General features: G+C 41.2%; 22 protein-coding genes and 1 pseudogene. 8 read left to right on the top strand and 15 right to left on the bottom strand.

From position 1 onward, the window contains the following. Positions 1-12 precede the first annotated feature (12 nt). Together V7K85_RS11085 and V7K85_RS11080 are read right to left on the bottom strand one after the other, a co-directional pair. Complete coding sequence (locus V7K85_RS11085; protein WP_334813545.1) at positions 13-1,167, bottom strand: NAD-dependent epimerase/dehydratase family protein; 1,155 nt, start codon at positions 1,165-1,167, stop codon at positions 13-15. Positions 1,168-1,323: 156 nt separating this feature from the next. Further along, positions 1,324-1,854 (bottom strand): hypothetical protein, encoded by a 531-nt coding sequence (locus V7K85_RS11080; RefSeq protein WP_334813492.1) that lies wholly within the window; start codon positions 1,852-1,854, stop codon positions 1,324-1,326. 219 nt (positions 1,855-2,073) lie between these two features. Between V7K85_RS11080 and V7K85_RS11075 the strand changes: the two genes are divergently transcribed. From V7K85_RS11075 to V7K85_RS11055, 5 genes are all read left to right on the top strand, one after another. Further along, positions 2,074-2,226: a hypothetical protein gene (locus V7K85_RS11075; RefSeq protein WP_334813490.1), complete on the top strand. Its 153-nt coding sequence runs from the start codon at positions 2,074-2,076 to the stop codon at positions 2,224-2,226. A 71-nt stretch (positions 2,227-2,297) separates the two neighbouring features. Beyond that, the gene (locus tag V7K85_RS11070; protein ID WP_334813488.1) at positions 2,298-2,570 is read left to right on the top strand and encodes a hypothetical protein; all 273 of its coding nucleotides are present in this window, start codon (positions 2,298-2,300) and stop codon (positions 2,568-2,570) included. Between the two features lie 199 nt (positions 2,571-2,769). Continuing rightward, positions 2,770-3,123: a hypothetical protein gene (locus V7K85_RS11065; RefSeq protein ID WP_334813487.1), complete on the top strand. Its 354-nt coding sequence runs from the start codon at positions 2,770-2,772 to the stop codon at positions 3,121-3,123. A gap of 96 nt (positions 3,124-3,219) precedes the next feature. Next, the gene (gene ycf46 / locus V7K85_RS11060; RefSeq protein WP_273762402.1) at positions 3,220-4,731 is read left to right on the top strand and encodes a stress-responsive protein Ycf46; all 1,512 of its coding nucleotides are present in this window, start codon (positions 3,220-3,222) and stop codon (positions 4,729-4,731) included. Between the two features lie 142 nt (positions 4,732-4,873). Continuing rightward, a complete protein-coding gene (locus V7K85_RS11055) occupies positions 4,874-5,224 on the top strand; it encodes a DUF1257 domain-containing protein (RefSeq protein WP_017655886.1) in 351 nt (116 codons plus the stop codon). 126 nt (positions 5,225-5,350) lie between these two features. Here the strand turns inward: V7K85_RS11055 and V7K85_RS11050 are convergent, their stop codons facing one another. From V7K85_RS11050 to thrB, 11 genes and pseudogenes are all read right to left on the bottom strand, one after another. Beyond that, the gene (locus V7K85_RS11050) at positions 5,351-5,860 is read right to left on the bottom strand and encodes a Uma2 family endonuclease (RefSeq protein ID WP_334813483.1); all 510 of its coding nucleotides are present in this window, start codon (positions 5,858-5,860) and stop codon (positions 5,351-5,353) included. A gap of 130 nt (positions 5,861-5,990) precedes the next feature. After that, positions 5,991-6,586: pseudogene (locus V7K85_RS11045) on the bottom strand (proton-conducting transporter transmembrane domain-containing protein); the annotation flags it as partial. 285 nt (positions 6,587-6,871) lie between these two features. Then, positions 6,872-7,270: a tetratricopeptide repeat protein gene (locus V7K85_RS11040; protein WP_334813481.1), complete on the bottom strand. Its 399-nt coding sequence runs from the start codon at positions 7,268-7,270 to the stop codon at positions 6,872-6,874. A 99-nt stretch (positions 7,271-7,369) separates the two neighbouring features. Further along, positions 7,370-7,933: a tetratricopeptide repeat protein gene (locus V7K85_RS11035; RefSeq protein ID WP_442940574.1), complete on the bottom strand. Its 564-nt coding sequence runs from the start codon at positions 7,931-7,933 to the stop codon at positions 7,370-7,372. Positions 7,934-7,975: 42 nt separating this feature from the next. Beyond that, positions 7,976-8,752 (bottom strand): tetratricopeptide repeat protein, encoded by a 777-nt coding sequence (locus tag V7K85_RS11030; RefSeq protein ID WP_334813543.1) that lies wholly within the window; start codon positions 8,750-8,752, stop codon positions 7,976-7,978. 39 nt (positions 8,753-8,791) lie between these two features. Then, entirely contained in the window at positions 8,792-9,325 is a 534-nt protein-coding gene (locus V7K85_RS11025) for a tetratricopeptide repeat protein (protein ID WP_334813480.1), read from the bottom strand. A 142-nt stretch (positions 9,326-9,467) separates the two neighbouring features. Next, the gene (locus V7K85_RS11020) at positions 9,468-9,770 is read right to left on the bottom strand and encodes a hypothetical protein (RefSeq protein WP_334813478.1); all 303 of its coding nucleotides are present in this window, start codon (positions 9,768-9,770) and stop codon (positions 9,468-9,470) included. Positions 9,771-9,774: 4 nt separating this feature from the next. Beyond that, positions 9,775-10,725: a hypothetical protein gene (locus V7K85_RS11015; protein ID WP_334813476.1), complete on the bottom strand. Its 951-nt coding sequence runs from the start codon at positions 10,723-10,725 to the stop codon at positions 9,775-9,777. Positions 10,726-10,761: 36 nt separating this feature from the next. Continuing rightward, on the bottom strand, positions 10,762-11,100 hold the full coding sequence (locus tag V7K85_RS11010) for a hypothetical protein (RefSeq protein ID WP_334813474.1): 339 nt from the start codon (positions 11,098-11,100) through the stop codon (positions 10,762-10,764). Positions 11,101-11,208: 108 nt separating this feature from the next. Continuing rightward, positions 11,209-11,718, bottom strand: a complete 510-nt coding sequence (locus V7K85_RS11005; RefSeq protein WP_334813473.1) for a hypothetical protein — start codon at positions 11,716-11,718, stop codon at positions 11,209-11,211. A 42-nt stretch (positions 11,719-11,760) separates the two neighbouring features. After that, positions 11,761-12,675 carry a homoserine kinase gene (gene thrB / locus V7K85_RS11000; protein ID WP_334813471.1) on the bottom strand — a complete coding sequence of 305 codons (915 nt, stop codon included), beginning with the start codon at positions 12,673-12,675 and terminating at the stop codon, positions 11,761-11,763. A 257-nt stretch (positions 12,676-12,932) separates the two neighbouring features. Here thrB and V7K85_RS10995 point away from each other — a divergent pair, with 257 nt between their 5' ends. Genes V7K85_RS10995 through V7K85_RS10985 form a run of 3 tightly spaced genes read left to right on the top strand, consistent with a single transcriptional unit; the run spans position 12,933 to position 13,602 of the window. Then, complete coding sequence (locus tag V7K85_RS10995; protein ID WP_334813469.1) at positions 12,933-13,109, top strand: hypothetical protein; 177 nt, start codon at positions 12,933-12,935, stop codon at positions 13,107-13,109. After that, entirely contained in the window at positions 13,093-13,302 is a 210-nt protein-coding gene (locus V7K85_RS10990) for a hypothetical protein (protein ID WP_334813467.1), read from the top strand. Before V7K85_RS10995 ends, V7K85_RS10990 begins: the two co-directional genes overlap by 17 nt. A gap of 60 nt (positions 13,303-13,362) precedes the next feature. Continuing rightward, positions 13,363-13,602 carry a hypothetical protein gene (locus V7K85_RS10985; RefSeq protein WP_334813465.1) on the top strand — a complete coding sequence of 80 codons (240 nt, stop codon included), beginning with the start codon at positions 13,363-13,365 and terminating at the stop codon, positions 13,600-13,602. A 170-nt stretch (positions 13,603-13,772) separates the two neighbouring features. Here V7K85_RS10985 and V7K85_RS10980 read toward each other — a convergent pair whose 3' ends face one another. Together V7K85_RS10980 and V7K85_RS10975 are read right to left on the bottom strand one after the other, a co-directional pair. Continuing rightward, complete coding sequence (locus tag V7K85_RS10980) at positions 13,773-15,461, bottom strand: NAD(P)H-quinone oxidoreductase subunit 4 (protein ID WP_334813463.1); 1,689 nt, start codon at positions 15,459-15,461, stop codon at positions 13,773-13,775. Between the two features lie 239 nt (positions 15,462-15,700). Continuing rightward, the gene (locus V7K85_RS10975) at positions 15,701-16,420 is read right to left on the bottom strand and encodes a response regulator transcription factor (RefSeq protein ID WP_334813461.1); all 720 of its coding nucleotides are present in this window, start codon (positions 16,418-16,420) and stop codon (positions 15,701-15,703) included. Between the last annotated feature and the right edge of the window lie 595 nt (positions 16,421-17,015).

Here is a 17,015-nt window from a genome sequence, read left to right as displayed (position 1 = left end):
GCAGAGTTTACCCTAACTTCTGTGCCAAGAGACTTTGGGCAGAATTTGCTTGTGATCAACTCGTTTTTGATACTTGATGGCAAAGTTTAACAGAGAATCGAGTAGAGAATCAGAGAGTAAGTGAGGCTGTAAACCTAAATCGAGCAATTTAGTGTTTTTAGCGTTGAAGTAATGTTCTTCTTTCTCGACTCTGGGATTATCTAGGTGATTGATTTCTACATTCAATCCCATAGCGTTACCAGCTTTTTTCACCATCAATGCCAAGTCGCCGACGCTGAATTGTTCGGTAAATTGGTTAAATACGCGGAATTCACCAGCCTCGGCAGGGTTAGCGATCGCTAATTCCACACATCGGACTGTATCCCGAATATCCAAAAATCCGCGAGTTTGTCCGCCTTTACCGTAGACGGTTAGGGGATGTCCAATAGCTGCTTGAATACAAAAGCGGTTCAGTGCTGTACCAAACACACCATCGTAATCCAGCCGATTAATCAATAGTTCGTCCATCCCCGTTTCTTCGGTTAAGACGCCATAAACTACACCCTGATTTAAATCCGTTGCCCGCAATCCCCAAATCCGGCAAGCAAAGTGGATGTTATGACTGTCATGGACTTTGCTTAAATGGTACATTGAACCAGGCTGCTTGGGATAAGGGAGGGTATCCTTGCGTCCATTGTGTTCAATGGTGATGTACCCTTCTTCTATGTCGATGTTGGGTGTACCGTATTCACCCATTGTCCCCAGCTTGACCAAATGACAGTCGGGAAAATCTTCCCGCATGGCGTACAACAAGTTCAACGTACCAACTACGTTATTGACCTGGGTAAGAACTGCATGTTCGCGGTCAATCATGGAAAATGGAGCCGAACGCTGTTCACCAAAATGCACTAGGGCATTTGGCTGAAATTGCTGTAATGTTTTATTAAGAAATTCGTAGTTAGTAATATCGCCGATGAACAAGTCGATAGATTTGCCCGTCAAATCTTGCCAGCGCTGGAGACGTTGCTGAATTAGTGCGATCGGAGTGAGAGTTTCGACACCAAGTTCATTATCCCAATGCCGCCGCACCAAACTATCTAAAATTCCAACTTCATAACCTCGATTGGAAAGGTAAAGAGCAGTTGCCCAACCGCAATATCCATCACCACCAATAACCAGGACTTTCATCTTCACCAGTTTTTACTCGCTGATAGCTAAATCTATCAGGTTTCTGTCCCCTCTCAATCATCATTCTGAGGGAGATGTAGATTTAGGGAGAAGAAGCAGGGGGAAATGAGGGAAGATGAGAGGAATTCTCCTAACTCCTAACTCCTAACTCCTAACTCAGGGCTTGGAAATTCGATACTGCTGGGCAATGTAATAAAACAAACGATAGTAATCTTGAAATTCTTGGCTGTTGCTTCGTCCCTGCCAGTAGTATTTTACTTGATTCTGAATTAGTGTTAGTGTCATCGAACCTACTTGTTGATCAACCTCTACAACCAGCACTCCAGATACTCCTTGGGCAGTCTGAAAGTTAGGATTTATCTTTTTCACGGACTCTTGGTCTGTAACAATCGAATTTGGTAGCTGCTGACTTGCCCACCCCCGAATTTCCACTGTTTTGTTCTGTGGTGAAATAAACGCAATTCCATCATCATTTGCTGGGGCTGCTAAAGAAGTCCAGTTACTCGGATATGGAAATTCAAAGCCATAACGGGAGTTGCTATAAGTTTTCCATGTGATAGCTCTGGCGTTAAAATCATTTGCAGTACAACCCCACAGGATTATTAACAGGGCAATGATCCCGCTAACGCTGGCGGCAAACCGATAAATTCTTCGCCCCAAACTACAGGTTTTATTAGCAGTAGTCATTTACGTTACGCATTTGCCAAAGTCACTGATTTTATAGAAATACTAGAAACTCAGATCAATACCTTCGCCAATTTACGAGTTATTCCCGAATCCGTAAACTGCTGAATAAACTCCACCAAAAGAGCGCTCATTAAAAATTCAATAATATTCAGGATATTTACCATTATCTTTTTATTTCTCAATAGAGAAACTTATATAGAGTGCTTTATCACACAACTTATGTACAGTGCATCTCAGACAGCCAAGGTAAGTTTGGAGCTTTTTCACTTCCAAACCAACACATCTTTGCAATTTCCACCAAATCTTTCTGTAATTTGCGTCGGTAAGCCAAACGACCAAAAACCACCAGTAAAGAAGATGAAGATCAAGTAATCCTTGCCAGTAAGCTTATTGGTTTAGGACTAATCCTAGCAGGCATTACATTTTTAAGTACAAGTATTTATGTGAGCGTCTACTTACGCAGCACACCTGGAATTTTGCTGTGTATGGGAGGTGTAGTAGCTCTAAATTGGGGTGGGCGCGATAATCGGACACTGGGATGGGTGTTGATTGGGATAGGAATCGCTTTGTTTATTGCCAGTGGTGTTGTAATCGGCTCAGTGTCACTTTTTTCTATGCTAGTATCATTCGCTGCCATCTCCTGTGGATATCAGTTGTTTACAACCGGAAAGGTGTTCAACTTTAATCCGCTTACGCTCCAAATAATTAAAAAATAAGCTAAGTCAGCTAATCATTGCTTCATCGCTAATTCCCGTTCCAGCAAAAATCTCGGCATGGCTAGTTATCAACAGCATTCTAGTCCCAAATATAAATAAATGTAACGAAACTGCCGTTAAAACGTTTTACTGTCTTGACAACCAATAAAAGAACCGATAACTTGATATACATACCCGGGTAAGACCGTTAAAGAGTTATATGCAAACGCAAACTAAGCAAAAGGTCACTTTGTATTTATCGCCAGAGTTGCACAAAAAATTGAAGATTCGTTCAGCAGTCGATTCCGAACCAATGTCAGAACTTGCGGAACGTGCCCTCGTTTTTTACCTATCTAATTCAGAATTGGTTGACGAGGTAGAAGATTCTTCTTATGGGCGGACTCATAGAGTTTATTCATGCCCAACTTGTGATAGCTCACTAGTCTTACGTGATGGGGAACTGGTTACTTTAGGTAATCAACCAGGAGTAGTTGGTCACGAACATCTTTCCATTGATGAAATGGATAAAGATGAAACCCATCGCAAGGGTGAGGAAGAGTTAGTTCCTTGCTAAATAGATAGGAATTATGAATTATTCATTCATGATTCGGTTGTCTTTACCAGAAGCAATGTCTCTACTGTCTCTATAAGGTCTCAAGTAGGTCGATGTATGAAAGAAGAGCTCAATATCCTAATTCAAGCTCAATACCCTTTAATCTACCTTGTGACCTCCGAGGAAGAGCGGGCTGAGCAAGCAGTTTCCACGATCGCCCAGTTGTTAAAGCCCCAGCGTCGCGTATTTGTTTGGACAGTAACACACGGGATTGTGGAGTATGGCCAACCCCGGAATGTTACCCAACATAACACGGTGTCTCCAGAGGCGGCGATTGAGTGGATAATTCGGCAGAAAGAACCCAGTATATTTATTCTTAAAGATTTACATCCATTTATAGATGCGCCTGCAACAAACAGATCGTTGCGCGATGCGATCGCTAGCTTTAAAGGTACGCAAAAGAACATCATTTTGATGTCGCCGATGCAACAAGTACCTATAGAGTTGGAAAAAGAAGTTGTTGTTATCGACTTTACACTGCCAGATATGGCAGAGTTAAATAAAGTACTGACTCAGCATGTAGACCAAAATCGTGGTCGGCGGCTGACAACAGAAGCCAGAGAAAAGCTTCTCAGAGCAGCTTTAGGTCTAACTAAAGATGAAGCTGAGAAAGTCTACCGGAAGGCGCAGGTAACTACAGGGCGTTTAACGGAAGATGAAGTAGATATAGTTTTATCTGAGAAAAAGCAACTAATTCGGCGCAATGGGATCTTAGAATATATTGAAGAAGATGAAACCATTGATGCTGTAGGTGGCTTAGAAGAGTTAAAAAGATGGCTCAAGCAACGCTCTAACGCTTTCACAGAAAGAGCGAGAGAGTATGGTTTGCCTCAACCAAAGGGAATGTTAATTCTCGGAGTTCCCGGTTGTGGTAAGTCATTAATTGCCAAAACTACTTCCCGGCTGTGGGGTTTACCACTGTTGCGGTTGGATATGGGGCGAGTCTACGACGGCTCAATGGTGGGACGAAGTGAGGCAAACTTGCGGAACGCCCTGAAAACAGCAGAATCTATTTCCCCAGCGATTTTGTTTATCGATGAATTGGATAAATCCTTTGCTGGTAGTGGAGGTTCCTCCGATTCTGATGGGGGGACTTCAAGTAGAATCTTCGGCTCTTTCCTCACATGGATGCAAGATAAGAAATCACCAGTGTTTGTGATGGCAACTGCCAACAGAGTAGAACGCTTACCTGGCGAGTTCTTGAGGAAAGGACGCTTTGATGAGATTTTCTTTGTGGATCTGCCAACACCGGAAGAACGGCAGCAGATTTTCAATATTCATCTGACCAAGCGCCGTGAAGACATCTCTCGATTTGATCTTGAGCAACTAGCTAAGATGTCTGATGGTTTTTCTGGGGCAGAAGTTGAGCAAGCGATCGTTGCGGCAATGTATGAAGCTTTTGCCCAAGATCGGGAGTTCACCCAACTAGATATTATTGCTGCACTGAAGGCAACATTGCCGCTGTCTCGAACGATGCAAGAACAAGTAACGGCTCTGAGAGATTGGGCCAGACAGCGCGCACGCCCCGCAGCATCCTCCGTAGCTGAATATCAGCGAATGGAGTTCTAAAAGCTTTCCTCTGCCATCCCAGGGGGAAAGGCTAGCTGAAAATGCTAGCAGTTATAAGAAAAGCCGCATCCTGTTAAGCGCGGCTTCGCCCAAAACAAACCGTTGTCGTTTTTCTCAATCTTCTCATTGGAGGAAACCCCAAATGTCTCACTTTAGCACCCTGCGTACCAAAATCACCGATGCCGAAATCCTCAAGGCTTCCTTGCGCGACCTCGGTATCAGCGTAAAGACTGAAGCTGATGTCCGTGGTTATAACGGTCAGCGTGTCCGTTCTGACATCGTTGCCATGTTGGAAGGTGAATATGACCTCGGCTGGTCTCGCAACAGCGATGGTTCTTTTGACCTAATCGCTGACCTGTGGGGAGTTGCTAAGAAGCACAACCAAACCGAGTTGATCAACTCCATCAACCAAAAGTATGCCGTTAACAAAACTTTGGCTGAAGTAAAACAACGCGGTCTGCAAAACGCCAATGTGAAGTTGGTATTGCAATAACAATTTCTCTGCGCGTTCCCAAAGCTGCACGGGTTAACCATATAAATAGCGGTTAACCCGCTTTTTTATCGGGACTGAGATTTATTTCTCAGTCCCTATTTTTGGCTATAATCATTAATCTGACTATTATTTTTGGTTATTATTACAGTAGCAGCACCTTGAGTACTCTAAAAATACGTTAAAGATGCCTACTTTTGAAATTATTTGGTCTTGCAAAACTTGTAAGCGATCGCTCTCAGAAGGCAATTCAATCACAAACTCAGGACAAATCGGTGCAAATTTTTTTCGCAGTTCTGGTGGTATTGCTTCCCAGCGATCGCGTTTTATCCACGCTGCATCAGGAGAACGTACCGCACCATTAGGCAAAGTAAACCCACCACTGGAAGCAAACCCTACACCTGTACCATCTTGCTTTGTCCAAATACCCAACTGAACAATAATCTCAAAGTTATGTTGATCAGTTTCGGAACCAGTATGGGGCATAATAACTAATTCTCCAGCAGCATTACGTTCAATGCGAAAGTCGCGGTTTAGCTGACAAAACTCGTAAAACTGATCGTCGGTCATTCCGATCGCAGGTTGCAATTGCAAAACCATTGGTATAATTTCTGTGGCTACAGCTAAATTGGTATTCATAATTCATTTTTGGGGACTTCACCTGTCTTCAGGATATATCTTGGCAAAATTTTAGGGGTGGTTTCGTAACCACCCCTTTATTCCCCTCATATTTAGAATTTACTTGCAGCTCCCTTAATGGGAAATTAATTTACTCAGAAATATTAATTGAACTTTCAACTTGAGAAGTAGCCAATGTTGGTGCAGAGAAAATACGCGAGTATAGACTTGATGGTTGCTGATGGGCAACAACTGGGAGAACTTGACGAGGATGGGCGGCTAATTCCACTGCTCTCACATCATAAGTCTGCGTTGCCAATTTGGGATAGAAACCAATTCCGATGATTGGCAGCAGCAAACAAGCGGTAATAAATATTTCGCGGGGTTTAACATCAGATATTACAGCATCCAAGTGCAACTCTTGACTTTGGTCGCCGTAGAATACTTGACGCAGCATCGACAGTAAATTGGTGTCAAAATCACGCCAACCGCTGACAGCAGAACGACTACAACTTTGAAGCTAGAACTGTAAACATCACTGGTGGCGATACCGATAAATACCATCAACTCACCCACAAAGCCACTCATTCCTGGTAAGGCGAGAGAAGGCATTGAACCAATGGTAAACAGAGCAAAGGTTTTGGGCATTACCTTGGCCATACCGCCCATTTTATCCATCATCAAGGTGTGGGTGCGATCATAAGTCACACCAGACAGGAAAAACAAGCCGTGGGAAACCATCTGTAAACAGCAATTCTAAATTACAAGCCTCATTCTCACCAATTATTTAGGCAATGAGTGCATTTTTACTGTGAGAAAAATTGTGATCACAGGAATAGACATATTTTAGGGCGACGACTCAAACTCAAATAACGTAAGCATCTTGGACTTAGAGTACATTCCTGTTCCATTGCTACTCGCACGCAGTTTAACCCAGAGAAAATTCACAACAATTTCAACGTTAAGCCGATTAATTTTGATACATTTACATTTATATAGTATGAACAAATTAATTTTTCAGATTTTATTAAATTATTCAATCAACAACTGAAATTTTTTATTTTTCCGAAGAGTATCAAAATATGGGTCAATTTTGGCTGTATTTTTAATTTCTTCAAAATTTAACTTAATTGCGCTTTTTAAATTTTTTATTGCTCGTATACTATTACCTATTAGTGCATAAGATCGAGCTTTATTATACAAAGCAATATGATTTTCAGGTTGATTTTTCAAACCTTTATTTATGCTAATAATAGCTTCTTGATAACGCCTTAATTTTATAAGAATAAAGCTTTTATTAAAGCAAGCTATATAGTCATTAGGTTCAAATTCCAGAGCTTTGTTGCAACTAGCAAGCGCCTCCTCATAAGAACCCAAGTAATACAATGTACAACCTTTATTTGCCCAACTTAGTTCAAAATCAGACTTCAATTCAAGCGCTTTATTGAAATTGCTAAGAGCTTCTTCACAAAGTTTAAAGTCTTCTTCAGCAAAATGTTGATTAGAAAAATTGGGTAAGCTCAGACCAATCTATAAGGCTTTTTCAAAAATAGCTACTTTTCCGTCATTAGAATATTTTTTAAGCAGTAAATAGCCTTTATTATTCCATGCAAAGTGGCTATCAGGTTTAATTTTCTGTACTTTATCAAAACACACTATAGCTTCTTCATAACATCCTAAGTTGTAAAGAACATTTCCCCGGTCATACCAAGCTTCTTCGTAATCAGGTTTAAATTTCAATGCTTGGTCATAGGAGGCAAGCGCTTCTTCATACTGTTTTAAATTCAACAGTGCCTTGCCTCGACTATTCCAAGCTTCGTAATTATCAGGTTGAATTTTCAGCGCTTGGTCGAAGGATGCGATCGCTTCTTCAAGGCGTCCTAAATTTCCTAGTGCATTGCCCTGATTGTACCAAGCTTTGTCAAAATTAGGTTGAATTTTCAGGGCTTGGTCAAAGGATGTGATCGCTTCTTCAAGGCGTTCTAAATTTCCTAGCGCATTGCCCCGATTGTACCAAGCTTCGTCGAAATTAGGTTGAATTTTCAGGGCATGGTCAAAGGATACGATCGCTTCTTCATGCTGTCTTAAATTCAACAGTGCAATGCCCCGATTATTCCAAGCTTCGTATTTATCAGGTTAAATTTGTAGCGCTTGGTCAAAGGATGCGATCGCTTCTTCATAGCGTCCTAAATTTCCTAGCGCATTGCCTCGGCTGTTCCAAGCTTCGTAGAAATCAGGTTGAATTTTCAGGGCTTGATCAAAGGATGCGATCGCTTCTTCATAATGTCCTAAATTCAACAGTGCAATGCCTCGATTGTTCCAAGCTTCGTAATTATCAGGTTGAATTTTCAGCGCTTGGTCAAAGGATGCGACTGCTTCTTCATACTGTTCTAAACTAAACAGCGCATTGCCTCGATTATTCCAAGGTTTGTAATTATCAGGTTGAATTTTCAGGGCTTGGTCAAAGGATGCGACTGCTTCTTCATACTGTTCTAAATTAAACAGTGCAATGCCCCGATTGTTCCAACCTTCGTATTTATCAGGTTGAATTTTCAGTACTTGATTATAGGAAGCAATTGCTTCTTTATACTGTTCTAAATTAAACAGTGCATCGCCCCTATTATTCCAAGCTTCGTAATTATCAGGTTGAATTTTCAGCGTTTGGTCATAGGAGGCAACCGCTTCTTCATACTGCCCTAAATTCAACAGTGCATTTCCACGATTGTTCAAAGCTTCATCATTATCAGGTTGAATTTTCAGTGCTTGGTCATAAGAGGCAACCGCTTCTTCATACTGTCCTAAATTCAACAGTGCATTGCCTCGATTGTTCCAACTTGTGTCGAAATCAGGTCGAATTTTCAGCGCTTGGTCATGGGAGGCAATCGCTTCTTCATACCGTCCTAAATTAAACAGTACAATACCCCTATTATTCCAAACTTCGTAATTATCAGATTAAATTTTTAGCCCTTGGTCATAGGAAGCAATCGCTTCTTCATGCTGTCCTAAAATTAATAACCCAGTCCCACGATTATGCCAAGTCTCGTCAAAATCAGGTTGGATTTTTAGCGCTTGATCATAAGAGGCAATCGCTTCTTTATACTGCCCTAAAAGTAATAATGCAGTACCACGATTATGCCAAGCTTGGGGAAAAGTGGCTTTAATTTTTATCGCTTCATTATAAGCTGAAATTGCTCCTTTATAATCTAGCTCAATAAAATGTAAATTCCCCAGATCCAACAGTAATTTACTTTTAAAATTAGCTGTTTGATGATCTTCTGCAATTAGTTCTTGAATTGTTATTATTTTTTTATTCCTTTCTTCTGTTGTTAAAGTAGTATATTTCTCATACTCTCCTGCCGGGAATATCCGTGATGATTCTTGCTTTAGAGTTTCTGCATCTATGGGAAATTCAAACATTCCAGAACGCCAATCAAAAAAGTCAGGAGCGCGTTGGATAAAATACTTAATAGCAAATTGAGGTAGCAAGAAGACAAAACAAATATTAAAGTTATCTCGAAAACTTTCCCGCTGTTGGTTGAGGTTAATTAAAACAGGTGGCACACCCTTCCAACTATATGAATAAATATCCTTACTATTCCAACCATTCAAAATTTTACATTCTTCATATTCATAAAATAAAGAATGTAATCCTGTAATAAATAAATAAAATATTTATGCTCTCTTTGTTATTTAATTTATCAATTATTTCGTATAAATTGCTAACCGATTTATCTAATCGTAAAACTTCTATATTTTTATCCTTAATATCTTCCTTGACTTTGGTAATTATCCGCTCACCCTCGGCTGGAGAACAACGGACAAATAATAAGCCAAAATCTTCTATAAAGTTAAAACTACGGACTAATGCTTGGTATTCCTCGTCTCCCTTTACTGCGAAATCATTATCCCAATTGGTCAGTTTTAATACCATAATTTTAGTCAGATAATGCTAACTCTGAGTGGGTGAGAACACAGTTACTTATCTTCGGATGAATATCATACCAAACTTTGCTATTTCCGTGTTCATCCAAATAACGATATTCTAGAATACAACGATTAAATAATAATCCCCGATACAGTGGTTCATTCTCTATCTGTTTAGAATGATATACTTTAGCCAGTGCCTCCCATTCATTAGCAAAGACGGTATTTCTATAAGTATTTCGCAACTCGCTAATTGACCGCTGTAAGGCTCTATTACTAATTGTTTTGGCGTTAGTGTATTTAATTGCTTCCTTCATTAATAATAACAAATTCCGCACATGACCACCACTCATCAGGCATAGTTGCTCTAACGCCTCCCTCTGCTCAAATATATCCACAATAGATAAACTAGCATCTATAGAACTCAGCCGTTTTTGCAGGACTTCCATAACTTTATTTATTCCCTTTTGGTAGCTTTGATTGTCAGGAGTTTGCACCATAATCATTGGCAATACCGGAGCATTTCCATAGATATTTACTATATCTATTGCTCGATTAGAATAAAGTAAAGAAATAGGTACTGTGTAAACTAGATGGCAATCTAAAGCCTGGAGTTGTTCGCTGCGGTCTAGAAAAATCTGCTCATGATTGCTACGTCCATCTTCTTGAGCAATAGGGACTATCCGATCTAAGTTGTCAGCAATTAATACTAGTTGAGAATATCCTGAAGGTAAGTTATTTTTTGCATCTTTAATAAAATCATTTAACGCTTCAATTAAAGTTATTGTATAGGGATTGACTCGCTCACGAATTTTTTGGCGTTGGCTAGGTTCGGCTCGTAAATTGGCTGTGATTTTGGCAAATTGGGAGATTTGTGCTTCTATAGTTAATTTATCTAGGGATACTTCAGTCAGTGCCAAATCTTTTAAATCTTGCCAGCGGTTGTTTAACCATCTCAACAAACTGGCAGGAAAAGCATTATCTTTTAACGCTTCTAATCAGTGTCGTGTACAAGCTAAGAGAATATCTGTATATTGGGCATCTTCTGGCTCAATATCTGCATCATCGGCAGCAAAATAAACCACAAAACAGCCTTGCTCATCTAAATATTTTTGCAACCGTAGCAATTCTGTTGACTTTCCTGCACCGCGATGACCTGCATAAAGTTGACAAGTCATTCTATCTGACAACAAAATCTCTCTACCTATTTCTACTAGGATGTCGCCATCCCCTCGCACAGCTTGACAATCTACATATTTGGGATCGCCAGCAGGTAAGGGTCGAAATGGGTCGAAAACATTGTATATCCGCTTTAAAAGTGCAAAATCTTGCGTCATCGGTTCAAGTCTCTTGATATGGACGATTTTAGCAACTGTCTTGTCATATCAAATAGTTCTTGAAAAAGTCAATGTTAGTAAAGTATTTCTAGGTTAGAAATGCTGGCATTAAACAATCCGATTGACAATTGTCCACACTTCTCCATCAGAGCGGACATAAGGAACAGAGATTGTCTTGAACCCAGTAATGAAGGGCTTGTAATAAATCTGCCAATACATTGGACTGAGTTGATTGGCACAAGCCTTGAGTAAACGGACTTCTGTCGCCAGTTCCGTAGCCAGCTGATTAATGCGTTGAGCGTGAACCTGAGCGACTTCTTTAGCTTCCTCTAGCTGCTGCTGTTGGGTAAGTTGTTTTGATTCAACTTGCGATCGCACTAACTTACCTTGTTTTTGTTTTATCTGGACTTCTAGGGCTGCGATCGCCGCATCTATGCCTTGGAGTTCAACTGATAATTGGGCATTTTCCCTGGCTTGACGGCGGTACGCTTCAACCATTGCCTGGGGTGAATCATTCTCGGCAGAGATTACATTATTAATAGTGAGTGCAGCGCGTTCTTCTAGGAGAATCTGAATTTGAGAGTTAAGCGCCGCCATTTCAGCCTGAATTTGCTCCATAAATCGAGTTTTAAATGCTGAGTAAAATAGTCATCTAATTTTTTAAAAGCTTTTTGCGCCTTGGGTATCGAGAGAAAGCGATCGCACCTCGGCTGTAATTCCTTCTTGTTGCCAAGCAGCTAACATCGCCGCCTCCACAGCCTCTGAGTGTAATTTATCCGCCAAAGCTAACAGTGTCGGTCCCGCACCACTAATCACCATACCATAAGCACCAGCACTAACAGCTGCGATGTTGACAGCATCATAACCAGGAATCAAAGCTTTGCGATAGGGCTGATGCAACTTATCTTGCAAAGCTGTCCTTAACCATTGTCCGTTACCAGTTTCCAAGCCGCGCAACAATAACCCAAAATGTGCCGTATTGAAAATCGCATCGGCGCGACTCACCTGAATTGGAAGAACGCCCCGCGCTTCCTTGGTGGAAAGTTCAAAATTAGGAATAGCCACAACTGGTACAACATCTCTATGCCAGGGAACATCACAAATTTCCCAAGCTGCGCCACTGGTAGCAGCCAGACGACATCCTCCCAACAAAGCTGGAACTACATTATCAGGATGTCCTTCCATTGCGATCGCTAACTCCATTACCTGCGACTGACTCATCGGCGCACCCTCAAGTTGATTAGCAGCAACCAACCCACCAACAATTGCTGTCGCCGAACTACCCAAACCCCTCGCCAGTGGGACACCCAACTTAATCTCTATTTTCACAATCGGCGGTGTCTGTTCTATATGTTGATAGAACTTGACAAACGCTTGGTAGAGGAGATTACTCTCATCAGTTTGGACTCGTTCAGCTTCCGTACCAGTGACATGAATAATTAGCCCACCTTCTTCTAAGCGAGTGAACTTGAACTCGTTGTACAGCTTTAAAGCTGCGCCGATGCAATCAAAACCAGGCCCCAAATTAGCAGTTGTGGCGGGAACGGTAACAGTGATGGCAGAAACAACAGACATTGGCAAAACTCACTAATCATCACCCAGCATCCCATGTTAATGAACGATTTGTTTATAAAGATTGCCGATTGTCTGTAAGTCAGAAGTAGTTAATATTAAGTGAGTCAGCCCCTTCTCTGCGAGACGCTACGCGAACGGGGAAGTTAAAAGTCATTTATGCCAATTCTTAATAATCTATTTAGGTTTTTTAAGTAACTTACTAAAAGTAATGTTATTATATTTACATATATTATTTTTTTAGATTAAAAATTTTTAAAATGAATTATTTACAACGTTGGGAGCAATACGCTCCTGAAGCATATAATGCTATTCGCTGCAATGCTGATGATGTAGCAGAAATAGCACGGAATACAGGTTGGTTTGAGTTTCGCATTAAACGGATTAAATACCACTTATTCTATCGTCAGCACCAATTGGATGACAGATTTGATTAGCTTTGACCCTCACCCAGATATAGCTGATGCCTGGATGAGGTTACAGCAAGGTAAATTTAACCAAGAAGATTTACGCTTACTGGAACATGAATACTTCGAGTCGCGATTTGAGGCTATCTTTCATACCAACTATCGTACTGCTCATGAAGCAACTGAACGTTCTGGCCGTGTATGGAGTCCAGCAATAACATAAGGGTAACTCAAATGAGTTACAAATGAAGTAAACAACATTCACAGACAATATTTATGCGTTATGGCTTTTTACGTATTGATTTTAAAAGACAAGGAGGATGAAAACGGCGTTACTTACTGCTTCGGGCCGAATGAAGATCATCTCGGATCTTTGTGGCTGGATAAATCTAGTGGAGAAGTCAAGGAACTTCAAAAAATACCTGTTCACAACTCGCAGGCATTTTTCCAAGGAGCGGCAGTAAAGGTTCGGCAACACTGGAAAAAAGGATTGTTTCCTGAAAAGACATGCTGGGCATCCTGAAAATAGCATGGCATTGAGAGCCTATCTGCAAAATACTGATATCCATTGAGATAGGCTTTAAATCAATGCATTGTTGCTTCTCTGGAATATACCTAGAAATTCTCGAACTTCGCGTTGGCACAGCCCAATCTAGGCATCGGTCTTTTTCACACAAATATTGGTCAAAAAGCTTACTTCAAAGTTCCCAAAACGGGCGCTAACTCAACCTCTGAAATTTGCGGAACCAAGAATCCCTTAGCATAAATCTGGGGATTTGTTTGCGAGACTATGGCATAAGACTGGCGAAGATTAGCATTCACTGCGACGGTCTTCACGTCGTACATCTGCATCGCCATCTTGGGATAGAAACCAATACCAATAATCATCAGCAGAAAACAGGCAGCGATAAATACCTCACGCGGTCTAGCATCGTCGTAGACTGCCTCTTCTGGCACGAGGCAGTCTGTACCAAAACAAACTGTTCCCTGATCTTCTTGATTTTCCGAGCCTGCATTATTAATGTCGCAGATGAGTGCTGCACCCTGACCATAAAATACTTCTCGCAACATGGAAAGTAGATAGATAGGTGTGAGGATGACTCCAACTGCGGCGAGAAAAACTGTTACGGTGCAGAAAGTCGAACTGTAAACGTCACTGCTTGTCAGACCAACAAATACCGAGAGTTCGCCAGCAAAGCCGCTCATACCGGGAAGTGCCAGGGATGCCATTGCTCCGATTGTAAACAGGGCAAAGACTTTGGGCATGGCTTGACCAATACCGCCCATATCTTTCATTACCATTGTGTGAGTGCGATCGTAAGTAACGCCTGCCAAGAAGAACAGCACCGATGCAATCAAACCATGTGAAATCATTTGCAACATCGCGCCGTTGATTCCCAAATCAGTGAAGGACGCAATCCCAAGCAGTACAAACCCCATGTGAGAAATCGACGAATAAGCCAAACGCCGCTTCATATTGGTCTGAGCAAAGGAATTCAATGCCCCATAAATAATATTGACAACACCCAGAATGGCTAGAATCGGCGCAAAGTAAATGTGTGCATTGGGGAGCAACTCAAGATTCAGGCGAATCAGTCCATATCCGCCCATCTTCAGCAATACACCAGCCAAAATCATCGATACAGGAGAGGATGCTTCGCCGTGGGCATCAGGTAACCAAGTATGCATCGGGAAAACAGCAAGCTTGACACCAAATGCAATCAGCAACCCTGCATAAAGTAGCAGCTGTAGACCAAGGGGATATTCCTTCCTGGCGAGGGCGGTTATATCAAATGTCATGTTACCGCCGCCGTATAGTCCCATTGCCAGGGCTGCCACCAAAATAAATATAGAAGCCGCTGCGGTATACAACAAAAATTTCGTAGCCGCATAACGACGCCTTTGCCCACCCCAAATGCAGACTAGTAGGTAGACGGGAATCAGCTCTACTTCCCACATAATGAAAAATAGCAGCAGGTCTTTGGCAACGAACACCCCTACCTGTGCGGAATACAACACCAGCATCAAGAAATAGAACAGGCGGGGTCGGTGATCAACTTGCCAGGCCGAAAAAATCGAGAGTGTGGTGACAAATCCTGCTAGAAGCACAAGTGGCACAGAAAGTCCATCGACTGATACCGCCCAGTTCAAACCTAACTGAGGCACCCAGGCATAATTCTCCACGAGTTGAAAACTAGCACTGCTGGCATCGTAATGCTTCCAAAAGGCGTAACACATCAAGGCAAAGTCTGTCATACCTACACCCAGTGCATACCACCGCACGCGTTTGCCATCTTTATCAGGCAGCACAGGGATGAGCAGGGAAGCAACGAGTGGCAGTAAGACAATCGCGGTAAGCCAGGGAAATTGATCCGCTATCATATATATGAGAAAAAATACTTATTTGTCAATTATGTCATTCTACTAAAGTTTGTAACGATTTCTTCATAAAGTGTTCTCTTCAGATAACCGCTTTGAGCAAAAAACAATTATGAACAAGCACTTCGTTAGCGCAGCATCAATTTAAAAAGTTGCAGTTTTGAGGTGGATAGTTCAGTACCTGCTTTCAAGGAATTAAAAATTACTGTGGAAATTGCAATGTGAGTAGGTGAACTACTCACTCACGGTACTAATCCAGCCCGTAAAGCACGGACAGCAGCCTGTGTACGGTCAGCAACACAGAGTTTATTGAGAATACCTCGAACATGAGTTTTTACAGTACCGACTGTTAGATAGAGCCTTTTAGCAATTTCTGCATTGTCACACCCAGCAACAATCAACTCTAAAACATCCATCTCCCGGTGAGTTAAAGGATAGCTGACTATACTTTTCTCAACATCTGGGTCAATACCTTCAATCAAGACTCTTTTTCCAGATGCTCCTCTGCTGCCATCGGTGAAATCTTGACGTATTTGCTGTAGTATAAGGTCTGCGATCGCGGGATCGATCCATGAACTACCTGCATAGGTTGTTTGCACAGCCTCCACTAGTTTCTCAGTTTCGATATCCTTCATGCAATAAGAATCTGCACCTGCTGCAAAAGCTGCTAAAACTGCCTGTTCACTATTTTGCATTGTTAAAATTAGCAACTTTGTTGTATAATCTTCATTCTCTGCTTGATATTGCCTAAATGTACGTGTTAGCTCAATACCATCCATATCAGGCAAACCAATGTCAATAGTAGCAACATCAGGCTTGAGGGTTTTCAGAAGCTTGATGCCGTCGGCTGCATTGGCTGCTTCACCAACAATGTTTAAATCTGGTTGGGTTTGCAAGGCAGCCCGTAAGCCGATTCTCGTCAGGTTGTGATCTTCAATCACGAGGATCTTGATTTCACTCATAGTTGCTTAACTTTACTGTTATTTATCTAAAGTACAGATTAAAATAATCTCGTTCTTCTATTCGGGATCTTATACAAAAAGCAATCCACTTGGTATTGTTCTGTGAACTTCATCTACCATTAGACATAAATCACCTTATCTTGTAAGCTTTTTTAAGGCAAGAGTTCCGATATAACAATAAAATTCAATCAACAAATATTTTTATACATTAACCTGAGGATAAATGTCTGATGGTAAACAATTTTTCATTAAAAATCCGCTAGTAAGCAAGAGTCGGTGACTATTAAATAGTTACCCTTGCAATGGCTAGTATGACGTACATACAACGGACTAAACGACCTTAACCTAAGACCCGACACAGATATTGCTTGGATAAGTAGACAAAGACTCACTTAAAAAAAACTAATATTGCTAAACTAATGTATAATATTTTACATTAGCTCAGTATAATTACGTATAATTTCAAATGTTTAATTCAGGAAACTTTAAAGGAAAATGTGAATCCTTAATAATCTCAGCGCTGGTAAAGTAAGCTATTACTAGATTTGCTAGGGATAGCCAAGCACTTCTTTTTTTTATCGTCAATTAAAGGGTT

The organism is Nostoc sp. (assembly GCF_036917615.1).
Taxonomy (GTDB): domain Bacteria; phylum Cyanobacteriota; class Cyanobacteriia; order Cyanobacteriales; family Nostocaceae; genus Nostoc.
Note: the sequence above shows the minus strand (reverse complement) of the source record. Positions and strands in the feature narration are given on the sequence as shown.

Bases quoted from the DNA above. Each gene is read 5' to 3' on its own strand.
- V7K85_RS11085 (WP_334813545.1), bottom strand. From the start codon at position 1,167: ATGAAAGTCCTGGTTATTGGTGGTGATGGATATTGCGGTTGGGCAACT.
- V7K85_RS11080 (WP_334813492.1), bottom strand. From the start codon at position 1,854: ATGACTACTGCTAATAAAACCTGTAGTTTGGGGCGAAGAATTTATCGG.
- V7K85_RS11075 (WP_334813490.1), top strand. From the start codon at position 2,074: ATGTACAGTGCATCTCAGACAGCCAAGGTAAGTTTGGAGCTTTTTCAC.
- V7K85_RS11065 (WP_334813487.1), top strand. From the start codon at position 2,770: ATGCAAACGCAAACTAAGCAAAAGGTCACTTTGTATTTATCGCCAGAG.
- ycf46 (WP_273762402.1), top strand. From the start codon at position 3,220: ATGAAAGAAGAGCTCAATATCCTAATTCAAGCTCAATACCCTTTAATC.
- V7K85_RS11055 (WP_017655886.1), top strand. From the start codon at position 4,874: ATGTCTCACTTTAGCACCCTGCGTACCAAAATCACCGATGCCGAAATC.
- V7K85_RS11050 (WP_334813483.1), bottom strand. From the start codon at position 5,860: ATGAATACCAATTTAGCTGTAGCCACAGAAATTATACCAATGGTTTTG.
- V7K85_RS11020 (WP_334813478.1), bottom strand. From the start codon at position 9,770: ATGGTATTAAAACTGACCAATTGGGATAATGATTTCGCAGTAAAGGGA.
- V7K85_RS11010 (WP_334813474.1), bottom strand. From the start codon at position 11,100: ATGACGCAAGATTTTGCACTTTTAAAGCGGATATACAATGTTTTCGAC.
- V7K85_RS11005 (WP_334813473.1), bottom strand. From the start codon at position 11,718: ATGGAGCAAATTCAGGCTGAAATGGCGGCGCTTAACTCTCAAATTCAG.
- thrB (WP_334813471.1), bottom strand. From the start codon at position 12,675: ATGTCTGTTGTTTCTGCCATCACTGTTACCGTTCCCGCCACAACTGCT.
- V7K85_RS10995 (WP_334813469.1), top strand. From the start codon at position 12,933: ATGAATTATTTACAACGTTGGGAGCAATACGCTCCTGAAGCATATAAT.
- V7K85_RS10990 (WP_334813467.1), top strand. From the start codon at position 13,093: ATGACAGATTTGATTAGCTTTGACCCTCACCCAGATATAGCTGATGCC.
- V7K85_RS10985 (WP_334813465.1), top strand. From the start codon at position 13,363: ATGGCTTTTTACGTATTGATTTTAAAAGACAAGGAGGATGAAAACGGC.
- V7K85_RS10980 (WP_334813463.1), bottom strand. From the start codon at position 15,461: ATGATAGCGGATCAATTTCCCTGGCTTACCGCGATTGTCTTACTGCCA.
- V7K85_RS10975 (WP_334813461.1), bottom strand. From the start codon at position 16,420: ATGAGTGAAATCAAGATCCTCGTGATTGAAGATCACAACCTGACGAGA.